Source organism: Microcella alkaliphila (assembly GCF_004216855.1).
Lineage (GTDB): Bacteria > Actinomycetota > Actinomycetes > Actinomycetales > Microbacteriaceae > Microcella > Microcella alkaliphila.
The window spans coordinates 227,800-248,362 of the sequence record NZ_SGXT01000011.1 but is presented as its reverse complement, the minus strand read 5'-3'; the positions used below and the strand labels follow the sequence as shown (position 1 = coordinate 248,362).

General features: G+C 67.8%; 18 protein-coding genes. 11 read left to right on the top strand and 7 right to left on the bottom strand.

From position 1 onward, the window contains the following. The 9 genes from uvrC (at position 1) to EV140_RS01805 (ending at position 8,480) form a co-directional block, all read left to right on the top strand. Positions 1-1,875: an excinuclease ABC subunit UvrC gene (gene uvrC / locus EV140_RS01845; RefSeq protein ID WP_130280486.1), complete on the top strand. Its 1,875-nt coding sequence runs from the start codon at positions 1-3 to the stop codon at positions 1,873-1,875. 49 nt (positions 1,876-1,924) lie between these two features. Beyond that, complete coding sequence (gene rapZ / locus EV140_RS01840; protein WP_130280484.1) at positions 1,925-2,797, top strand: RNase adapter RapZ; 873 nt, start codon at positions 1,925-1,927, stop codon at positions 2,795-2,797. Between the two features lie 55 nt (positions 2,798-2,852). Further along, positions 2,853-3,833, top strand: coding sequence for a DNA-binding protein WhiA (gene whiA, locus EV140_RS01835; RefSeq protein ID WP_096421422.1), 981 nt, complete (start codon positions 2,853-2,855; stop codon positions 3,831-3,833). 168 nt (positions 3,834-4,001) lie between these two features. Then, positions 4,002-4,628: a superoxide dismutase gene (locus EV140_RS01830; RefSeq protein WP_130280482.1), complete on the top strand. Its 627-nt coding sequence runs from the start codon at positions 4,002-4,004 to the stop codon at positions 4,626-4,628. A 106-nt stretch (positions 4,629-4,734) separates the two neighbouring features. After that, the gene (gene gap / locus EV140_RS01825) at positions 4,735-5,739 is read left to right on the top strand and encodes a type I glyceraldehyde-3-phosphate dehydrogenase (RefSeq protein ID WP_130280480.1); all 1,005 of its coding nucleotides are present in this window, start codon (positions 4,735-4,737) and stop codon (positions 5,737-5,739) included. 23 nt (positions 5,740-5,762) lie between these two features. Next, the gene (locus EV140_RS01820) at positions 5,763-6,974 is read left to right on the top strand and encodes a phosphoglycerate kinase (RefSeq protein WP_130280478.1); all 1,212 of its coding nucleotides are present in this window, start codon (positions 5,763-5,765) and stop codon (positions 6,972-6,974) included. Continuing rightward, positions 6,968-7,759, top strand: coding sequence for a triose-phosphate isomerase (gene tpiA, locus EV140_RS01815; protein WP_130280476.1), 792 nt, complete (start codon positions 6,968-6,970; stop codon positions 7,757-7,759). Before EV140_RS01820 ends, tpiA begins: the two co-directional genes overlap by 7 nt. Positions 7,760-7,851: 92 nt before the next feature. Then, the gene (gene secG, locus EV140_RS01810) at positions 7,852-8,100 is read left to right on the top strand and encodes a preprotein translocase subunit SecG (RefSeq protein WP_096421432.1); all 249 of its coding nucleotides are present in this window, start codon (positions 7,852-7,854) and stop codon (positions 8,098-8,100) included. An 11-nt stretch (positions 8,101-8,111) separates the two neighbouring features. Continuing rightward, a complete protein-coding gene (locus EV140_RS01805; RefSeq protein ID WP_130280474.1) occupies positions 8,112-8,480 on the top strand; it encodes an RNA polymerase-binding protein RbpA in 369 nt (122 codons plus the stop codon). 66 nt (positions 8,481-8,546) lie between these two features. Here the strand turns inward: EV140_RS01805 and pgl are convergent, their stop codons facing one another. From pgl to tkt, 6 genes are read right to left on the bottom strand one after another with little or no spacing between them, the layout of a single operon-like run. Further along, positions 8,547-9,386 carry a 6-phosphogluconolactonase gene (gene pgl, locus EV140_RS01800; RefSeq protein WP_130280472.1) on the bottom strand — a complete coding sequence of 280 codons (840 nt, stop codon included), beginning with the start codon at positions 9,384-9,386 and terminating at the stop codon, positions 8,547-8,549. A 34-nt stretch (positions 9,387-9,420) separates the two neighbouring features. Next, complete coding sequence (locus EV140_RS01795) at positions 9,421-10,353, bottom strand: glucose-6-phosphate dehydrogenase assembly protein OpcA (RefSeq protein ID WP_130280470.1); 933 nt, start codon at positions 10,351-10,353, stop codon at positions 9,421-9,423. Beyond that, entirely contained in the window at positions 10,350-11,864 is a 1,515-nt protein-coding gene (gene zwf / locus EV140_RS01790) for a glucose-6-phosphate dehydrogenase (protein ID WP_130281026.1), read from the bottom strand. The genes EV140_RS01795 and zwf overlap by 4 nt, the downstream gene beginning before the upstream one ends. A 50-nt stretch (positions 11,865-11,914) precedes the next feature. After that, positions 11,915-13,510: a glucose-6-phosphate isomerase gene (locus EV140_RS01785; protein WP_130280468.1), complete on the bottom strand. Its 1,596-nt coding sequence runs from the start codon at positions 13,508-13,510 to the stop codon at positions 11,915-11,917. Then, a complete protein-coding gene (gene tal, locus EV140_RS01780) occupies positions 13,507-14,616 on the bottom strand; it encodes a transaldolase (protein ID WP_130280466.1) in 1,110 nt (369 codons plus the stop codon). The genes EV140_RS01785 and tal overlap by 4 nt, the downstream gene beginning before the upstream one ends. A 50-nt stretch (positions 14,617-14,666) precedes the next feature. Continuing rightward, a complete protein-coding gene (gene tkt / locus EV140_RS01775; protein ID WP_130280464.1) occupies positions 14,667-16,760 on the bottom strand; it encodes a transketolase in 2,094 nt (697 codons plus the stop codon). A 272-nt stretch (positions 16,761-17,032) separates the two neighbouring features. On the opposite strand from tkt, the gene EV140_RS01770 reads away from it, so the two are divergent. After that, the gene (locus tag EV140_RS01770; RefSeq protein ID WP_130280462.1) at positions 17,033-17,956 is read left to right on the top strand and encodes a heme o synthase; all 924 of its coding nucleotides are present in this window, start codon (positions 17,033-17,035) and stop codon (positions 17,954-17,956) included. Here the strand turns inward: EV140_RS01770 and EV140_RS01765 are convergent. Then, on the bottom strand, positions 17,870-18,886 hold the full coding sequence (locus EV140_RS01765) for a COX15/CtaA family protein (RefSeq protein WP_198674316.1): 1,017 nt from the start codon (positions 18,884-18,886) through the stop codon (positions 17,870-17,872). The genes EV140_RS01770 and EV140_RS01765 overlap by 87 nt on opposite strands. Before the next feature lie 223 nt (positions 18,887-19,109). Here EV140_RS01765 and sufB point away from each other — a divergent pair, with 223 nt between their 5' ends. Further along, complete coding sequence (sufB, locus tag EV140_RS01760) at positions 19,110-20,528, top strand: Fe-S cluster assembly protein SufB (protein ID WP_130280458.1); 1,419 nt, start codon at positions 19,110-19,112, stop codon at positions 20,526-20,528. Positions 20,529-20,563 lie beyond the last annotated feature (35 nt).

Below are 20,563 nucleotides of genomic sequence, written 5' to 3'. Positions count from 1 at the left end.
GTGGTCTCGCGCGACGACTGGCGCCCGCGGCGAGGAGAGATTCCGACCGCGCCCGGCGTCTACCGCTTCCGTGACGAGGCGGGGCGCGTACTCTACGTCGGCAAGGCCAAGAACCTTCGCGCCCGGCTGACGAACTACTTCCAGCCCCTGCACTCCCTGCACGAGCGCACGCGTCGCATGGTCACGACCGCCCGCGGAGTCGAATGGACGATCGTCGGAACCGAACTCGAGGCACTGCAGCTCGAATACACGTGGATCAAAGAGTTCGCGCCCCCGTTCAACATCAAATTCCGCGACGACAAGACGTACCCCTACCTCGCCATCACCCTGGGGGATGCGGTGCCGCGCGTCATGGTCACCCGTACGCGCGGCATCCGCGGCGCCCGCTACTTCGGCCCGTACACGAAGGTCTGGGCGGTCCGCGAGACGGTCGACACGATGCTCAAGGCGTTTCCCATGCGGTCCTGCTCCGAGTCCGTCTACAAACGGGCGGAGGGCACCAACCGTCCCTGCCTGCTGGGCGACATCGGCAAGTGCGCGGCGCCCTGTGTCGGGCGGGTGTCGAAGTCGGAGCACAAGTCCATAGCGCTCGACTTCGCGAGCTTCATGGCCGGTAACGACGTCTCCTACGTGCGCGGTCTCAAGAAGAAGATGAGCGAGGCGGCCGCCGAGTTCGACTATGAGACGGCCGCGCGCATCCGCGACCAGATCGGGGCGCTCGAGACGGCGTTGGAGAAGAGCACCGTCGTTCTCGCGGAGGATGTCGACGCCGATGTGTTCGGCATCGCCCACGACCAACTGTCGGCCGCTGTGCAACTGTTCACCGTGCGCGGGGGCCGCATTCGCGGCGTGCGCGGGTGGGTGGTCGACACCGAACTGGATGTGTCTCTCGGCGACCTTGTCGACACGGCCCTGCAGAACGCCTACGACGAGCTCGTACCGGCCCGCGAGATTATCGTGCCCGCCCTGCCCGACGACGCGGCGGCATTGCAGCAGGTGCTCGGCGACCGTCGACGTGCGGCGGGCGAGCGCGGGGGCGTGCAGGTGCGTACTGCCGTGCGCGGCGACAAGGCCGCTCTCGCGGAGACCGTCCGCCAGAACGCCCATGGGGCGCTCGTGCAGTACACGACGCGGCGCGCTGGCGACTTCACTGCCCGGTCGCAAGCACTCGCCGACATTCAGGAGGCGCTCGGTCTCGCCGAGGCCCCCCTCCGGCTCGAGTGCTTCGACGTGTCACACTTTGGCGGGAAAGGCCAGGTCGCGTCGATGGTCGTCTTCGAAGACGGCCTGCCGAAGAAAGACCAGTACCGGCGCTTCGCCATCGAGGATGCGCGCGACGACACCGACGCGATCTACCAGGTGCTGCGTCGCCGGCTCGCCTACCTGACCGACGAGGCCGAGGATCCCGATGCTCCGCCGCCCACCGGCACACGGGCGGCCTTCCACTACCGGCCGGGCCTGCTCGTGATCGACGGCGGCGAGCCGCAGGTGAACGCCGCGGCGCGGGCGTTGGCCGATGCCGGAGTCACCGACATCGCGGTCTGCGGCATCGCGAAGCGGCTGGAAGAGGTGTGGCTACCGGGGGAGGGGTTCCCCGTCATCTTGCCCCGTGCATCCGACGCGCTGTTCCTGCTGCAGCGCCTGCGTGACGAGGCGCACCGGTTCGCCCTGCGGTACCAGCGCACGACGCGCAAGCGCGATATTCGCACCCAGCTGGCCGACGTGCCGGGGCTTGGGCCCGCCCGCATTCAGAAGTTGCTGACTCACTTCGGCTCGGTCGCCCGGTTGCGCGCGGCCGACGAGGCCGAGTTGACCGCGGTCGACGGCATTGGGCCGGCGCTGGCGAGCGAGATTCGCCGGGCGCTCGGCGCGTGAGGTGGCGGGTAGGCTGGCAGTGTCCACGACCCGATCGCAGGCTGAGGCGATGACCGATACTCCCGCGCACGACGTTCTGATCGTCACCGGCATGTCGGGGGCGGGCCGCTCAACGGTCGCGAACGCCCTCGAAGACCTGGGCTGGTACGTCGTCGACAACCTGCCCCCGCAGATGCTGCGCCCCCTCGTCGACCTGGCCGTGCACCCCGGCAGTCAGCTGCCGTCGCTCGCGGCCGTGGTCGACGTGCGCGGTGGCAAGCTGTTCGCCGACCTCGTCTACATCGTTCACGAGTTGCGCGCGCGCACGAACCTGCGCGTCGTGTTCCTCGAGGCGACCGATGACGCCCTCGTGCGCCGTTTCGAGCAGGTCCGCCGCCCTCACCCGCTTCAAGAGAATGGCACGCTCCTCGACGGAATCGCGCGCGAACGAACCAGGATGCTCGAGGTGCGCGAGCTCAGCGACATCGTTATCGACACCACCAGCTTCAACATTCACCAGCTCGCGACGACCGTGTCCGACATCTTCGCGCCGCAGGGCACCGCCGACGTCAAGGTCACGATCGAGAGCTTCGGCTTCAAATACGGCACCCCGACGGACGCCGACGTGATCGCTGACGCCCGGTTCCTTCCGAACCCGTTCTGGCAACCCGAATTGCGCGGCTCGACGGGACTTGACGAGCCCGTCCGCGACTACGTTCTCGCGCAAGAAGGCGCCGACGACTTCCTTGAGGGTCTCGTCGCGATGCTGAAGCCGGTCCTCGCCGGCTACGCACGCGAGAACAAGCGCCATGCGACGTTCGCGATCGGCTGCACGGGCGGCAAGCATCGCTCGGTCGCGATGGTGGAGCAGTTAGCCGCTCGTCTGCGCGCCATCCCGTCGATCGCGGTCACGGTGAAACATCGCGACCTCGGACGCGAGTAGGCTCGACTGTCACCCCGAGGGCTCTGACATGAATTCGCGAGAGAGAGGTTCGCCTGTGGCACTGACCGCCGACGTCAAAGAGGAGCTGGCTCGACTGGCAGCGACGAAGACGACGGTGCGGGCGGCAGAACTCGCCACGATCCTCCGCTTCGCCGGCGGCCTGCACATGATCTCGGGCCGCATCGCGGTCGAGGTCGAGCTCGACTCGCCGAACGTGGCCCGCCGTGTTCGCCGCGACATCGCCGAGTTGTACGGCATGCGCAGCGACGGTGCCATCCTGTCTCCCGGGGGCGCGCGCAAGAACCCCGCATATGTGGTTCGCGTCGTCGACGGCGGCGAGACGCTCGCCCGGCAGACCGGTCTTCTGGATGCACGCCGGCGTCCGGTCCGCGGCCTGCCGAACAAGCTCACGACCGGCGGCCCCGAGCAGTTGGCCGCCATCTGGCGCGGCGCGTTCCTGGCGCACGGCCAGCTCACCGATCCCGGTCGCTCAGCGGCCCTCGAAGTCAGCTGCCCGGGCAACGAGTCAGCGATGGCTCTGGTCGGTGCCGCGGGTCGGCTCGGTATCCCCGCGAAGGCGCGCGAGGTGCGCGGCGTCCACCGCGTGGTGATTCGCGACGGCGAGAAGATCAGCGACATGCTGCGCTTGATGGGTGCGGACGAAACCGTCGGGGCGTGGGAAGAGATGCGTCAACGCCGCGAGGTGCGCGCCACGGCGAATCGACTGGTCAACTTCGACGACGCGAACCTTCGCCGCTCGGCGCAGGCTGCGGTCGCAGCGTGCTCGCGCGTCGAGCGCGCACTGGAGATCCTCGCCGACGACGTCCCCGAGCACCTGCGCTACGCCGGCGAGCTGCGGCTCGCCCATCGCGACGCGAGCCTCGATGAACTGGGTCATCACGCCGACCCGCCCATGACCAAGGACGCTGTCGCCGGGCGCATCCGCCGCCTCCTGGCCATGGCCGACAAGCGTGCCGAACAGCTCGGCGTGCCGGGCACCGAGGCGAACCTGCCCGAGGGCCTCGACGCCGACTGAGCGGCCGTGGTCATGAGTCGGGGTCGCGCACATGAAGCACCCTGGGCATCACCGCAGTATCGGGAACAGGGCCGGGGTTCGGCGAGTTGTCGTCACTAGACTGACGACCAGTCAGCGGGGTCGCCGACCGGGCGCCCCGGCATCCGTCACGGAGGAGATGACACGTCGATGACCACCTACAGCCTTCCCGATTTGGGCTACGACTACGGTGCACTTGCGCCGCACATCAGTGGCCGCATCATGGAGTTGCACCACTCGAAGCACCACGCCGCGTATGTGGCCGGCGCGAACGCCGCACTCGACGGCATGGCCGCCGCGCGCGAGTCGGGCGACTTCGCCAACATCAACCGACTCGAGAAGGATCTGGCCTTCCACCTCGGCGGGCACGTCAACCACTCCATCTTCTGGACCAACCTGTCGCCCGAGGGCGGCGACAAGCCGACGGGTGAGCTCGCGGCCGCCATTGACGAGTTCTTCGGTTCGTTCGACAAGTTCGTCGCCCACTTCACGGCGGCGTCGATGGGAATCCAGGGCTCCGGCTGGGGCGTCTTGTCGTGGGACCCGATCGGTCGCCGACTCGTGATTCAGCAGCTGTTCGACCAGCAGGGCAACACCGCACAGACCACCGTGCCCTTGCTGCAGCTCGACATGTGGGAGCACGCGTTCTACCTCGACTACGTGAACGTGAAGGCCGACTACGTCAAGGCGTTCTGGAACATCGTCAATTGGCAGAACGTGGCCGATCGCTTTGCCGCGGCCCGGTCGACGACGGACGGCCTCCTGCTACTGTCGTAATCAACGGCGACGCGGCCGGGGCGCTCGCGCCCCGGCCGCGCGCGGTTCACCCCACCACCACCACACCGCAGCGTCTGCTGCCCCCGCACCCCCACAGGAGTTCTTCGTGAGCGTGAAGATCGGTATCAACGGTTTTGGCCGCATCGGCCGCAACTACTTCCGGGCGGCCCTCGCCCAGGGCAGCAACCTCGAGATCGTTGCCGTCAACGACTTGACGGACACGACGGCGCTCGCGCACCTCCTGAAGTACGACTCGATCACCGGGCGCCTCGACGCCGAGGTCAGCGTTGACGGCGACACCATCGTGGTCAACGGCAAGCCGATCACCGTGCTCGCCGACCGCGACCCCGCGAACCTCCCTTGGGGCGAACTGGGCGTCGACATCGTCATCGAGTCGACGGGCTTCTTCACAAAGGCCGAGGCTGCCAAGAAGCACCTCGATGCTGGCGCGAAGAAGGTCATCATCTCGGCCCCGGCCAGTGGCGAAGACGCCACGTTCGTTGTCGGTGTGAACCACGAAGACTACGACCCCGCGAACCACCACATCATCTCCAACGCGTCCTGCACCACGAACTGCCTTGCACCGCTCGCCAAGGTGTTCAACGACGAGTTCGGAATCGAGCGCGGCCTCATGACGACGGTGCACGCGTACACCGCCGACCAGAACCTCCAGGACGGCCCGCACAGCGACCTGCGCCGCGCCCGCGCCGCGGCCCTCAACATCGTGCCGACCTCGACCGGTGCGGCAAAGGCAATCGGTCTCGTGCTGCCCGAGCTGAAGGGCAAGCTCGACGGCTTCGCGCTGCGCGTGCCGGTTCCGACGGGCTCGATCACCGACCTCACGGTTGAGGCGAGCCGCGAGGTGTCGGCCGACGAGATCCTCGCCGCGTACAAGGCCGCCGCTGAGGGCCCCATGAAGGGCATCCTCAAGTACACGGAGGACCCGATCGTCTCGAGCGACATCGTGACCGACCCGCACTCGTCGATTTTCGACGCGGGCCTGCTGCGCGTCAACGGCAACCAGGTCAAGCTGTCGTCGTGGTACGACAACGAGTGGGGCTACTCAAACCGCCTCGTCGACCTCGCCGAGTACGTCGCCGAGCGCCTCTAGCGCCGGGCCTGAGGGCAGCCGTCGTGGCTCTGCGCACCATCGAATCCCTCGGCGACCTCGCCGGTAAGCGCGTCATTCTGCGCTGCGACCTGAACGTGCCGTTGTCCGACGGCCAGGTCACCGATGACGGCCGCATCCGAGCATCCTTGCCGACCATCAACGCGCTCGTGCACCGCGGCGCGAAGGTGATCGTGATCTCCCACCTGGGACGCCCCGACGGCGCCCCCGACGCTCGCTACAGCCTGCGCCCGGCGGCACAGCGACTGAGCGAGCTTCTCGGTGCGCCCGTCACCTTCGCGACCGACACGGTCGGTGACGCGGCCCGGGAGGCCGTGGACGGCCTTGCCGACGGGGCGGTGGCCGTTCTCGAGAACCTGCGATTCTCGGCGGACGAGACCAGCAAGAACCCGGATGATCGTGCTCGGTTCGCCGCGCGCCTCGCCGAGCTGGGCGACGTGATGGTGTCGGACGGCTTCGGTGTCGTGCACCGCAAGCAGGCGAGCGTCTATGAGCTTGCCGAGGTGCTTCCGAGCGCGGCGGGTTCACTGATCGCGACCGAACTCGACGTGCTCGACCGCCTCACCGAGAACCCCGAGCGGCCGTATACGGTCGTGCTCGGCGGCTCGAAGGTGTCCGACAAGCTGGGCGTGATCGCCCACCTGTTGCCCCGCGTGGACCGCCTCCTCATTGGCGGCGGCATGCTGTTCACCTTCCTGAAGGCACAGGGCAAGGCGATTGGCGCGAGCCTCCTCGAGGACGACCAGCTCGACACGGTGCGTGGCTACCTCGCCGAGGCAGAAAAGCGCGGAGTCGAGATCGTGCTACCGACCGACGTGGTCGTGGCCGACCGTTTCGCCGCCGACGCCGAGCACAGCGTGCTCGCGGCCGACCGGCTGGAAGACGGACCAGCCGGCGCTGCCGGCATCGGGCTCGACATCGGGCCCGACACGGCGCAGCGGTTCGCCGAGCTCATCGCTTCGTCGCGGACCGTGTTCTGGAACGGCCCCATGGGCGTGTTCGAGTTCCCGGCGTTCGCGGCCGGAACCCAGGCGGTTGCTGCCGCCCTCACCCGCCTCGACGGGCTCGGCGTCGTCGGAGGGGGCGACTCCGCCGCCGCCGTGCGCGCGCTCGGCTTCCGCGACGACCAGTTCGGCCATGTGTCGACCGGTGGTGGCGCGAGCCTCGAGTTCCTCGAGGGCAAAGCACTTCCCGGACTGGAGGTCCTCGGATGGTAGACACGCGTATCCCGCTGATTGCGGGCAACTGGAAGATGAACCTCGACCACCTGCAGGCGATCGCGACCGTGCAGAAGCTTGCGTGGACGCTTCGCGACAAGGGTCACCCGTTCAGCGAGGTCGAGGTCGCGGTGTTCCCGCCCTTCACCGATCTGCGTAGCGTGCAGACGCTCGTCGGGGCGGACTCGCTTGATGTTCGCTACGGCGCGCAAGACCTCTCGGAGCATGACTCGGGTGCCTACACGGGCGAGGTCTCGGGTCAGTTCCTGGCGAAGCTCGGCTGCCACTACGTGATCGTCGGCCACTCCGAGCGTCGCCAGTATCACTCTGAAGACGACCAGGTCGTGGCGCGCAAGACTGCCGCGGCCGTCAAGCACGGCGTGGTTCCGGTGGTGTGCGTCGGCGAAACGGCGGACGACCTGGAGACGCACGGAGCGTCGGCCGTCCCGGTGTCGCAGCTGGCCGCGGTGCTCGACTCCGTGGACGCCGGTTCCGACATCGTCGTGGCCTACGAGCCCGTCTGGGCGATCGGCAGCGGTCAGGCCGCCACCCCCGAGCAGGCTCAGCAGGTCTGCGCAGCGCTGCGGGCGACCATCGCCGAGAAGTGGGGCGAGGACGCGGCCGCGGCCACGCGCATCCTGTATGGCGGCAGCGTGAAGTCGGGCAACATTGCCGGCTTCATGGCACAGAAGGATGTCGACGGCGCGCTGGTGGGCGGGGCAAGCCTCGATGTGGACGAGTTTGCGGCGATCGCGCGCTTCCGCAACCACGTCGGCACCGCCTAAGCCTGACCTCCGCGCGGGTAGCCCGTTCCGATGGGCCGCTTGCGCCTGCGCTAGAGTTGTTCTTCGTTCCCCACCCCCGGAAGGCGTCATCCGTGCAAATCCTTCAGGTCGTGCTCCAGGTCCTCCTGGGCATCACCAGCCTGCTGCTCACCCTCATGATCCTGCTGCACCGCGGTCGCGGCGGCGGGCTGTCTGACATGTTTGGCGGCGGCGTGACCTCGAACCTCGGGGCGTCGGGTGTGGCCGAACGCAACTTGAACCGCATCACGATCCTGCTCGCGCTGGTCTGGGTGTCGACGATCGTGATCCTCGGGCTCATCACCCGGTTCACCGGACTGTAAGGAGTACCCGCATGGTGTCAGGAGGAAGCGCGATCCGCGGATCCCGCGTCGGTTCCGGCCCGATGGGCGAACAAGACCGCGGCATTCACGCCGAGCGAGTCGCGGTGTCGTACTGGGACGCCCTCGGCAACGAGACGGTTCGCTACTTTGCGGCGAACCTGCCCGACGAGGAGATCCCCGACGTTATCGATTCGCCGCAGTCGGGTCTGCCCGCCGGTCGCGACAAGGACAACCCGCCCGCGCTGGCGAAGAACGAGCCGTACAAGACGCACCTCGCCTACGTGAAGGAGCGTCGTACGGAGGAAGAGGCGGCCCAAATTCTTGACGAGGCCCTGCAGAAGCTGCGCGAGCGTCGTGGCACCGCGAAGGCGTCCAAGTAGCGTCTCGTAGACGCATAAACGCGCCGGTCCGAACTCTCGGGCCGGCGCGTTGTGTGTATCGGCGCCTTACCCGCGAGGGCTGCTCGGCGTCCACTCCGAGGGCATCCAGTCCTGCTGGTCCATGGCGCCCGTCCAGTAGCTCGGCGGCGTTGTCAGGGATTCGGGAACGTCGGTCGCCGCGTCCTGATCGACGAAGAAAACCGTGCGCTTGGTGCCCTGCGCGCCGGCCGCGGGCACATCAGCTGGGTTCGCGCCCGCGAGAGCGAGACCGAGAGCGGGGGCCTTGTCGGCGCCGGCCAGTACGAGCCACACCCGCTCGGAATTGCGGATAACGGGCAGGGTGAGGCTGAGGCGCCCCGACGGCGGTTTCGGTGAATCGTCGAGAGCGATGACGGTGCGGTCGTCGACGAGCGGTCCCGGCCGCTCCGGGAACAGCGAGGCGATGTGTCCATCGGGCCCGACGCCCAGGAAGACGATCGCGAATCTCGGATGCTCGGCACCGTCGCGCGCGTGCGCGCGCAACTCGTCGGCGTATCGGCTCGCCGCCTCCTCCAGGTCGAGCCCGTCGTCGCTCGCCGGGAACGGGTGAACGTTCTCATCGGGAATGGCGAGGTGATCGAGGAGGGCGTGCCGGGCTTGGGTTTCGTTGCGCTCGTCGTCGCCGCGGGGAAGCCAGCGTTCGTCGCCCCACCACACGTGCAGCGCCGACCAGTCGAGGCTGTCGCGCGCGGGGGAGTGTGCGATGGCCTCCAGCACCTCGATACCCACTGACCCGCCGGTGAGAACCACGTGCGCCTCGCCCTCGTCTTCGATGAGGTCGATCATCTTCGTGATGAACCGAGCTGCCACGCTGCCCGCAAGGGTCGTGCGGTCGGGGTGGACGAGAACGCGGCGATCGGTGCTCACAGTGCGGTGGTGCCTTTCCGGTGCGGGGGAGGCGCTAGGGCGTCGTCGCCCCCAGCGCGCCGAAGCCGCTGAGGATCACGTCGCCGAAGGCGTCGTCGGGGTCGAGCCTACGCAATTCTTCCGCGAGACATTCCCGAAGCGGCCTCCTGGGGAGGGCAATCTCGTGTGTCGGCTGACCCGGCTGTGTGAGGGTGGCGATGCCGGGCTCGCTCCGGTCGAGCGTGATCGGACCGCTGTCACGGTGCAAGACGACGCGGTGGATCCCGGTCGAGGGGTTGCCGTCGGCGACGTCGACGTCGACCGGCACACCGAGCCGAGTCTGCAGCCAGGCAGCGAGGAGCACGGTCGAGGGCGAGTCATCGGCTCCCGACACCTCAACACGGGTGATGGGCTCGAACGGGGGTTGGTCAAGGGTGGCAGCGAGCTGGGCACGCCACAGGGTGAGGCGCGTCCACGCAAAGTCTGTGTCGCCGGGCTGGTAGCCGTCGGCGACGCGACGAAGCGCATCCAGTGGTCGTTCGTTCGACGCCGAGTCGGTGATGCGTCGCTGCGCCAACGAGCCGAGCGGCGTGTGATGAACGGCGCTCGGGCACTCTTCCGGCCACCACGTGACGACGGGGGCGTCCGGCAGCAAGAGCCCCGTCACGAGGCCGCGCTGGTCTGTCGCCGTGTCGCCGTGCGCGCGCAGGATGATGACTTCGCTGGCACCGGCGTCGCCACCCACCCGAATCTCGGCGTCGAGACGCGATTCGGCGTCGGCGCCGTTGGTCGCGACCACGATGATGCGCATGGGATGCTCGCGCGACGCCTCATTGGCGGCCGCGATTGCGTCTTCCTCGTGGCCGATGCGGGTGGCGATGATGAGCGTCAGCACGCGGCCGAGGGCCACGGCGCCCGCTTCCTCGCGGATGCGCACGAGCGCCTTCGAGACGGCACTCGCGGTCGTGTCGGGCAGGGGGATGATCATGGTCGCCTCCAGACGCGTCCATCGCGTGCCAGCAACGCGTCGGCCGACGCCGGACCCCAGGTTCCCGGCGCATACTGCTCGGGCTGGCCCTGCGTCGCCCAGAATTCTTCGATCGGGTCGAGAATCTTCCAGCTGAGTTCGACCTCTTCGTGCCGGGGGAATAGCGGCGGATCACCGAGCAGCACGTCGAGAATGAGTCGTTCGTAGGCTTCGGGGCTGGCCTCGGTGAAGGCGTGGCCGTATCCGAAGTCCATCGTCACGTCGCGGACCTGCATGCCCGCGCCCGGCACCTTCGACCCGAAGCGGATCGTCACGCCCTCGTCCGGCTGCACTCGGATGACGAGTGCGTTCTGGCCGAGCGCGGAGGTCTGCGACTCGGCGAACAGGTATTGCGGGGCACGCTTGAAGACGACCGCGATCTCGGTGACGCGGCGACCGAGTCGCTTGCCCGCTCGTAGGTAGAAGGGCACGCCCGCCCACCGCCGCGTGTTGATGTCGAGTCGCATCGCCGCGTAGGTCTCGGTGACCGACTCGGGGTTCATGCCGTCCTCTTCGAGGAAGCCGGGAACCCACTCGCCGCCCTGCCAGCCGCTCGCGTACTGACCGCGCGCCGTGCCGGCGGCGAGGTCTTTCGGCAGCCGCACGGCCGAGAGTACCTTCTCCTTTTCCGCGCGCAGGTCGGCGGCGTCGAACGAGACCGGCTCTTCCATCGCGGTGAGGGCGAGCAGCTGAAGGAGGTGGTTCTGGATGACGTCGCGGGCCGCGCCGATGCCGTCGTAGTAGCCGGCCCGCCCGCCGACGCCGATGTCTTCGGCCATCGTGATCTGGACGTGGTCGACGTAGTTGGCGTTCCAGATCGGCTCGTAGAGCATGTTGGCAAAGCGCAGCGCGAGGATGTTCTGCACCGTCTCTTTGCCGAGGTAATGGTCGATGCGGAACACCGAGTCCGGCGGGAACACCGACTCGACCACGTTGTTCAGTTCGCGTGCCGTCGTCAGGTCGCTGCCGAACGGCTTCTCGATGACGACCCGTCGCCACTGGCCGGGCTTCGCCTCCGCGAGGCCACTGCGGCGGAGCTGTTCCGTGACCACGGGGAACGACTTGGGCGGGATCGACAGGTAGAAGGCGTGGTTTCCCATCGTGCCGCGCTCGCGGTCGAGCTCGTCGATCGTGTCTGACAACCGCGTGAACGCGTCATCGTCGTCGAAGTCGCCCTGAACAAAGCGGATGCCCGTCCGCAGTTGCCGCCACACCTCTTCATCGAAGGGGGTGCGTGCGTACTGCCGCACGGCATCGTGCACGACCTTCTCGAAATCGTGCCGTTCCCACTCGCGGCGCGCGAACCCGACGAGGCCGAAGCCCGGGGGAAGGAGGCCTCGGTTGGCGAGGTCGTAGACGGCAGGCATCAGCTTCTTGCGGGATAGGTCACCCGTCACGCCGAAGATGATGAGACTGCTGGGGCCGGCGATCCGATTCAGACGCCGATCGTCGGGGGAGCGCAACGGGTTCATCCCCGCCGCGATCCGGTGTGGTGCGGTCACGTGGTGCTCCGTCCGGAGGGTCAGACGATGGCAGCGATCAGCGCGGCGATCGCGTCGTCGTCGGCGACGGTGAGGGTCAGAACCGGGCGTCCGTGGTCGGCGAGCACGCGGGCATCACCGGCGGCCTGGGCGGCGATCAGTTCCCCAAAGGTGAACGGTCGACCCTCGATCTCGCGGTCGTTCGCCGGGGTTCCCACGATCTGAAGGAAGACGCCATGTGCGGGTCCACCCTTGTGGTACTGGCCCGTCGAGTGCAGGAAGCGCGGACCCCACCCGAACGTCACCGGGCGACCAGATTGCGCGGCAAGCGCGTGACGGATCGCCTCGAGCTCCGGGTGAGCAAGTCTGTCGAGGTACGCCTGGACGGCGATATAGCCGTCGGCAGGGACCGCGTCTCGGAGCCGCGCGACGGCATCGGCGACCGATGTCGTGCCGGCGACCAGAGCATCCGGGCCGGTGACGGCGATCCCGCCGTCGATGACCGCCGGTGCGACCGGCTCGGGCCGGTGATCGAGCAGGCCACGCGCGGCGACCTTGGCGCTTTCGACATCGGGCTGGTCGAACGGGTTGATGCCGAGCAGCCGCCCCGCAATAGCGGTCGCGTACTCCCAGGTCATGAGAAGAGCGCCGAGCGAACCCGACACCTCAATCTCATGATCGGCGACCTCACGCGTCGCTTTGCGGTCGGCGACGTGCCGCAGCACCTGAACGTCAGCGGCGCCCGAGGTGAGCTCGGGGGCGTCGACGCCGACGACGACGGGCAGAATGCCGGTGCCGTCTTTACCGGTCGACTCGGCGACGAGCTGCTCGACCCAGTCGCCCAGCCCCACGATGTGGGTTCCGTCGGCGACGATGACGAGCTTGTCGCGACGGGGAGAGGTCCCCGCGATTGCGGCGCCGAGCCGCAGGCCGGGGTTCGACTCCGAGTCGACGGCGAGCGGCAGCGACGCAGCGTCTGCTTCGTCGAGCAGCGCGTCCAGGTCGACACCGGCCAGACCGCTCGGCACCAGGCCGAAGGCGGTGAGCGCGCTGTAGCGGCCGCCGACGGTCGGGTCGGCGGTGAATACGCGGTAGCCGGCCTCGTCGGACGCCTTGTGCAGCGGCGAATCGGGGTCGGTCACGATGATGATGCGCTCGGCCGGGTCGATACCGGATGCACGGAACGCGGTTTCGAACGCACGCTTCTGGCTGTCGGTCTCGACCGTCGAGCCCGACTTCGACGACACGACGACGGCCGTGCGCTCCAGGTGCTGGTCGACGGCGGAGGCGACCTGGTCGGGGTCGGTGGAGTCGAGCACGACGAGCGGCACGCCGGCCGTGCGGGTGATGACCTCGGGCGCGAGGGACGAGCCACCCATGCCGCAGAGCACGATGCGGTCAACGCCGCGCTCGTGCAGCTGCCCGCGCAGCTCGGCGATCTCGGCGACGAGCGGTCGCGAGACCGACACGGCCTGCGTCCAGCCCAAGCGGATGGAGGCCTCAGCCTCGGCCGCCTCGCCCCAGAGCGTTGCGTCACCTCCCGTGATGCGGCTCGCGACCCGGTCGGCCACGAGCTGCGGCACGTGCCGGTTGATGGCCTCGAGCGCCGCGCCGCGCGCCTCGACGGTCGCGCTCATCGAGCCGCCTCGAGCGCCGCGCTGACGGTGTCGAGCAGCTCGTTCCAGCTCACGATGAACTTCTCGACGCCCTCCTTCTCGAGCTTTGCCGTGACCTCGTCGTACGAGATGCCGAGCCCATCGAGAGCGGCAAGAACCTCACGGGCCTCGTCGTAGCTTCCGCTCACGGTGTCGCCGCTGATGTCGCCGTGGTCGAAGGTCGCTTCAAGCGTCTTCTCGGGCATGGTGTTGACGGTGTGCGCCACAGCCAGTTGCGTCACATAGAGGGTGTCCGGCAGCGCCGGGTCCTTGACGCCGGTCGACGCCCACAGTGGGCGTTGCGCATTCGCCCCGGCGTCGAGCAGAGCGCGCGCACGGTCGCTGGCAAAAAGCTCTTCGAACGCCTCGTAGGCAAGACGGGCGTTCGCGATTCCGGCCTTGCTCTTCAGAGCGAGCGCCTCCGGCGAACCGATCGCGACGAGGCGCGAGTCGATCTCCGAGTCCACGCGCGAGACGAAGAACGACGCAACCGAATGGATGCTCGACAGGTCGTGTCCGGCTTCTTTCGCCTGCTCGAGACCGGCCAGGTACGCCTCGACGACAGCGCGGTAGCGCTCAAGGCTGAAGATGAGCGTGACGTTCACACTGATGCCGGCGGCGATGGTTTCGGTGATCGCGGTGAGACCTTCGACGGTCGCCGGAATCTTGATCATGGCGTTCGGGCGGTCGACCTTCGCCCACAGCTCACGCGCCTGCTGCGCGGTGCCAGCGGCGTCGTGTGCGAGGCCCGGCTCGACCTCGATGGAGACGCGGCCGTCACGGCCGCCCGTGGCCTCCGAGACCCCGGCGAAGATGTCGCTCGCGGCGGCAACGTCGTCGGTGGTGATCTCGAAAACGGCGCTCGTGACGTCGGCACCTGCTGCGGCAAGCTCGCGAATCTGGTCGTCGTACGTCGTGCCGGTCGCCAATGCCGCGGCGAAGATGGTCGGGTTCGTGGTGACTCCGACGACGTTGCGCTCGGCGATCAGGCGCTCGAGGCCGCCGGACGTGATGCGGTCGCGGGACAGGTCGTCGAGCCAGATGCTGACGCCGACGTCGCTGAGCCGGGCGGTGGGGGTGCTGGTCATGAGAATCCTTGGTGTGAGTGGTGGCGGTGCGAAAGGAGCGAGGGCGGAGGTCAGCCGGCGGCGAGGGTCTCTCGGGCGGCGGCGACGACCGCGTCGGTGGTGATGCCGAATTCGCGGAAGAGGGTCTGGTAATCGGCGCTGGCGCCGAAGTGCTCGATCGAGACGATGCGGCCGCGGTCGCCCACGAAACGGTGCCACGTGAGACCGAGACCGGCTTCGACGGCGACGCGCGCGGTCACGGACGGCGGCAGGACGGCCTCCCGGTAGTCGGCCGGCTGTTCATCGAACCATTCGACGCTCGGCATCGACACGACGCGCGCGTGCACGCCGTCCGCGGCGAGCCGCGTCCGGGCCTCAAGGGCCAACTGCACCTCAGAACCGGTGGCGATCAGAATCACATCGGGCGATCCGTTGGCGGCCTCGGCGAGCACATACCCGCCGCGAGCCGTGTGGCGGGCCGAGGCGAGGGTGTCGCCCTCGGCGTCCCCGTCGCCACGCTCGAACACCGGAATGTTCTGGCGGGTCAGCGCGAGGCCCACCGGACGGTCGAAGCGCTCGAGGACGGCGAGCCAGGCGTGCGCCGTCTCGTTCGCGTCCGCCGGGCGTACGATCTCGAGTCCGGGAATCGCGCGCAGTGACGCCAACTGTTCGATGGGCTGGTGGGTCGGGCCGTCTTCACCCAGCGCCACCGAGTCGTGTGTCCACACGTAGGTGACCGGGATGCGCATGAGCGCCGCGAGGCGCACGGACGGGCGCATGTAGTCGCTAAAGATGAGGAACGTGCCGCCGAAAACGCGGGTGCGGCCGTGCAGCGCGATGCCGTTGAGGATCGCGCCCATGGCGTGCTCGCGAATGCCGAAGTGCATCACACGGCCGTACGGCGAGGCGGTCCACTCCTTCGTCGAGTGCTCGCCGGGCGCGAAGGAGCCGCCGTCGTGGATGGTGGTCAGGTTCGACTCGGCAAGGTCGGCCGACCCGCCCCAGAACTCGGGCAGGTGCGGCGCAATCGCGTTGATGACCTTGCCGCTCGCGGCGCGCGTCGACACGCTGGTGCCGCCCTCGAAGACGGGAAGCGCGTCGGCGAGGCCGTCGGGCAGTTCACCCGCTTGCATGCGGGCGAACAGGGCCTTCTTCTCGGGGTTCGCACTCGCCCAGGCGTCAAAACGCGTCTGCCACGCAGCGTGCCGCTCCGCACCGCGTTCGACGGCCTGGCGGGTGTGCGCGATGACGGCGTCGTCGACGAGAAACGTGGCCTCGGGGTCACGCCCCATGGCCTTCTTCGTCGCGGCGAGCTCGTCTGCGCCGAGCGCCGAGCCGTGGATTTTCCCCGTGTTCTGCTTGGTCGGGGCGGGCCAGCCGATGATGGTCTTCAGCACGATCAGACTCGGCTTCGCCGTCTCCGCTTTCGCCGCCTCGATGGCCGAATACAGTTCGTGAACGTCTTCGACGTACTCGCCCGACTTCTTCCAGTCGACCTCGATGACATGCCATCCGTACGCGCGGTAGCGCGCGGCGACATCCTCGGTGAAGGCGATGTTCGTGTCGTCCTCGATCGAGATCTGGTTCGAGTCATAGATCGCGATGAGGTTGCCGAGCTGCTGGTGGCCGGCAAGGGAGCCGGCTTCGGAGGTCACGCCCTCCTGAATGTCGCCGTCACCCGCAATGACATACACGTGGTGATCGAAGGGGCTTTCCCCCGCGGGGGCGTCGGGGTCGAGCAGACCGCGTTCGAAGCGCGCGGCGTAGGCGAAACCGACCGCGGAGGCGAGCCCCTGGCCGAGGGGGCCGGTGGTGATCTCCACGCCGTCGGTGTGGCCGTACTCGGGGTGGCCGGGCGTCTTAGAGTCCCAGGTGCGTAGCGCCTTGAGGTCGTCGAGTTCGAGCCCGTAGCCGCCAAGGTAGAGCTGCACGTACTGGGTCAGAGAGCTGTGCCCGGCCGACAGGATGAAGCGGTCACGCCCCACCCACGTCGGGTCGCTCGGGTCGTGTTGCATGACCTTCTGGTGCAGCAGGTAGGCGACGGGCGACAGGCTCATCGCGGTGCCCGGGTGGCCGTTACCGACCTTCTCCACGGCGTCGGCGGCGAGCAGGCGGCCCGTGTCGACGGCGGCGGTGTCCAGGTCGTTCCAGGTCAGTTCGGTCATCTCGGCGAAACAGCCTTTCCTCGAATCGGCCGGTGGGCAGGGGCGCTCCTCCGGCATCGTCTCAGCCGTGCCCGGTCATCGGCGACCGTAACCGCGATCCAGCCGGGTGCTAGGCACCCCCGTTCGAGAGACGGAATTCGGCGGTCTGCAGGCACTGCCCAGTATAGGGATGCCCGGAGCCCGCTCCGAGCGTGCTGGCAGCCACCCGGGCGCCCGCCCAGACACGCTCCCGTAGAATGGCGGGCGACCGACGCCCGTCGTGAAGAGGAGACATGGACACAGCGCTCGAGCAGGTCGTCAGCCCCCCACGCCCCTCCCTCCGCCGCACGGTCACCGCTTATGTCGCGTTGACGAAGCCACGCGTGATCGAGTTGCTGCTGGTGACGACCGCGCCAGTGATGATCCTCGCGCAGGGAGGCCTTCCGAGCATCTGGCTCGTTCTGGCGACGCTTCTCGGCGGGTCGCTCGCTGCCGGTTCGGCGAACGCGTTCAACATGGTCATCGATCGCGACATCGACCGGCTGATGAACCGCACCAAGAACCGTCCGCTGGTTACCGGGGAACTCACGGCGCGCCAGGCGACCGTGTTCGCGACCGTCATCGGCGTCGGCTCGATCGTGTGGCTCTGGGCGACCACGAACCTTCTCGCAGCCTCTCTGGCGTTCGCCGCAATTGTGTTCTACGTCGTGATCTACACGCTCGTTCTGAAGCGTCGTACGGAACAGAACATCATTTGGGGCGGGATCGCCGGCTGCTTCCCCGTACTGATCGGCTGGAGCGCGGTAACCGGGTCGCTCGACTGGGCCCCGATCATCCTGTTCTTGGTCGTTTTCCTCTGGACGCCGCCGCACTACTGGCCGCTGTCGATGCGGTACCGCGACGACTATGCGGAAGCGAGCGTGCCCATGCTCGCTGTCGTGCGCGGGCGTACTGTCGTCGGCGTTCAGGTGGTGCTGTACGCCTGGGCCACCGTGGCGATGTCGCTGCTGCTCATCCCGGTGGCGCCGATGGGGGCGCTCTACACCGCCGTCGCCGTTCTGGCCGGCGGCTGGTTCATCGTCGAGAGCCACCGGCTCTACGGCCGCGCAGCGCGCGGTCTCGACGACGTGTCACCGATGAAGGTGTTCCACGCGAGCATCACGTACCTGACGCTCGTCTTCGTCGCCGTCGGCGTCGACCCGCTGCTGCCCTTCTAGTTCGCGCCCTCCCGGACGCTGCAGCACGAGCACGAGCGTCATCACGGCGACGAGGACGCAGGCGAGCACCATGTGGACGCCGACGAGAATGATCGGCAATCCGAGCCGAGCCTGAGCAATACCGATCACGATTTGCAGCGCCTCGACGGCGACCAGAGCGATCGTGGCCTTCTGCAAACCGGAGCGCCCGGTGCGCAACGCCCACACCATGAGCGCGAGCGAGAGCACGCCCGTGATGTAGGCGGGCCACGAGTGGATGTGCTGCAGGAGCTCGGAGTCCAGCCCGTTGCGGGCCGCGCCCTCATCGCCAGCGTGCGGACCGGAGCCGGTCACGAGGATTCCGACGAGCACGGTGATCCACACGCCGACGGCGGTGACCATGGCAATCGCGCGGAATCGTGCGTTCACGACAAAGCGGTCGACCTTCTTTCCGCGGTAAACGCGGGCGACAAAGACGGTGGCGAGGGCAACCAGCACAGCCGACACCACGAAGTGGAGGCCGACGACATAGGGGTTGAGGTTGGTGAGGACGGTGATGCCCCCGATCACCGCCTGGATCGGAATCCCCAGCCCGAGGGCGACGGTGAGGCGCAACAGCTCGGGGCGCTCGCGCCGCATCCGCACGACGAAGAGGAACGCGACGATCGCGATGATGATGAGCACGAAGGTCAACAGACGGTTGCCGAACTCGACGGCGCCGTGAATGCCCATCTCGGGCGTCGCAATAAACGACTCCTCGGTGCAACGCGGCCACGTGGGACAGCCCAGACCCGAACCGGTCAACCGAACGGCGCCGCCCGTGCCGACGATCAGGGTCTGGCTGATCAGGGACAGCCAGGCGAAGACACGCACGCGGCGCGTGACCTCGGTGGGCAGCCACCCCACGAAGCGGCGGACGATCGACGGCCTCTGCGCGACCTGCTGACTCACAGCGTGCACCCCTCGTTCTCAGCGGGAGCGCGGTAGACTTTCAGCGCTCACCATCAGTGTTGATTGCGGGCGTCTCCGCGGCACTGCGCGGGCGCCGACCCGCCTGGAGCCCAGTGTACGTGGGGCTCCTTGAGCATCAGCCCCGAACGCGCCCGGCCCCGCCGGTCGCGGGAATGCCTGGCAGGCCGGCTCGGTTTTGTCAGGCGACAGAGAGGAACGCGACATGTCTGACGTGCTCATCGACCGCCCCGAACTGGAAGGGCTCGGTAAATATGAGTTCGGCTGGTCCGACAGCGACGCAGCCGGCGCCTCCGCTCGCCGCGGCATCAACGAAGAGGTTGTCACCGACATCTCGCAGAAGAAGAACGAGCCGGCATGGATGCTCGAGCAGCGCCTGAAGGGCTACAAGCTGTTCCAGCGCAAGCCGATGCCCACGTGGGGCAGCGACCTGTCGGGCATCGACTTCGACAACATCAAGTACTTCGTCCGCACCACCGAGAAGCAAGCGACGAGTTGGGAAGAGCTCCCCGACGACATCAAGAACACGTACGAGCGTTTGGGTATCCCCGAGGCCGAGCGCCAGCGCCTCGTCGCGGGTGTTGCCGCGCAGTACGAGTCGGAGGTCGTCTACCACCAGATCCGTGAAGACCTGGAGGCCCAGGGTGTCATCTTCATGGACACCGACACGGCCTTGCGCGAGCACCCCGAGTTCTTCGAGGAGTACTTCGGCACCGTCATTCCCGCAGGCGACAATAAGTTCGCGGCGCTGAACACGGCCGTGTGGTCGGGTGGCTCCTTCGTCTACGTGCCCCCGGGCGTTCACGTCGAGATTCCGCTGCAGGCCTACTTCCGCATCAACACCGAGAACATGGGCCAGTTCGAGCGCACGCTGATCATCGCGGACGAGGGCTCGTACGTGCACTACATCGAAGGCTGCACGGCCCCCATCTACAAGAGTGACTCGCTGCACTCGGCCGTCGTTGAGATCATCGTCAAGAAGAACGCGCGCGTTCGCTACACGACAATTCAGAACTGGTCGAACAACGTCTACAACCTCGTCACCAAGCGCGCGGTTGCCCAAGAGGGCGGCACGATGGAATGGGTCGACGGCAACATCGGCTCGAAGGTCACGATGAAGTATCCGTCGATCTTCCTCATGGGCGAGCGCGCCAAAGGCGAGACGCTCTCGGTCGCTTTTGCCGGCCCCGGCCAGCACCAGGACGCGGGCGCCAAGATGATTCACATGGCGCCGCACACGACGTCGTCCATCGTGTCGAAGTCGATCGCTCGTGGCGGCGGCCGTGCCGGATACCGAGGCGAGGTCCGCGTCGACCAGAACGCTCACCACTCGGCCAATACCGTGCGTTGCGACGCGCTGCTGGTTGACACCATCTCGCGCTCTGACACCTACCCGGCGATCGACATTCGCGTCGACGACGTGCAGCTCGGGCACGAGGCAACGGTGTCGCGGGTGAGCGAGGAGCAGCTGTTCTACCTGCAGTCGCGCGGGTTGCCCGAAGACGAAGCCATGGCCATGATCGTGCGCGGGTTCATCGAGCCCATCGCGCGCGAGTTGCCCATGGAGTACGCGCTTGAACTCAACAAGCTCATCGAGATGAGCATGGAAGGCAGCGTCGGATGACCTTCTCCTCAACGTCGAAAGGACCTGTCGGCTAA

What these genes read in the sequence shown, in the direction of transcription:
- EV140_RS01785 (WP_130280468.1), bottom strand. Translation starts at nt 13,510, where the DNA reads ATGAGCGCGACCGTCGAGGCGCGCGGCGCGGCGCTCGAGGCCATCAAC.
- tpiA (WP_130280476.1), top strand. Translation starts at nt 6,968, where the DNA reads ATGGTAGACACGCGTATCCCGCTGATTGCGGGCAACTGGAAGATGAAC.
- tkt (WP_130280464.1), bottom strand. Translation starts at nt 16,760, where the DNA reads ATGACCGAACTGACCTGGAACGACCTGGACACCGCCGCCGTCGACACG.
- tal (WP_130280466.1), bottom strand. Translation starts at nt 14,616, where the DNA reads ATGACCAGCACCCCCACCGCCCGGCTCAGCGACGTCGGCGTCAGCATC.
- rapZ (WP_130280484.1), top strand. Translation starts at nt 1,925, where the DNA reads ATGACCGATACTCCCGCGCACGACGTTCTGATCGTCACCGGCATGTCG.
- sufB (WP_130280458.1), top strand. Translation starts at nt 19,110, where the DNA reads ATGTCTGACGTGCTCATCGACCGCCCCGAACTGGAAGGGCTCGGTAAA.
- zwf (WP_130281026.1), bottom strand. Translation starts at nt 11,864, where the DNA reads ATGAACCCGTTGCGCTCCCCCGACGATCGGCGTCTGAATCGGATCGCC.
- EV140_RS01830 (WP_130280482.1), top strand. Translation starts at nt 4,002, where the DNA reads ATGACCACCTACAGCCTTCCCGATTTGGGCTACGACTACGGTGCACTT.
- EV140_RS01770 (WP_130280462.1), top strand. Translation starts at nt 17,033, where the DNA reads ATGGACACAGCGCTCGAGCAGGTCGTCAGCCCCCCACGCCCCTCCCTC.
- EV140_RS01795 (WP_130280470.1), bottom strand. Translation starts at nt 10,353, where the DNA reads ATGATCATCCCCCTGCCCGACACGACCGCGAGTGCCGTCTCGAAGGCG.
- EV140_RS01805 (WP_130280474.1), top strand. Translation starts at nt 8,112, where the DNA reads ATGGTGTCAGGAGGAAGCGCGATCCGCGGATCCCGCGTCGGTTCCGGC.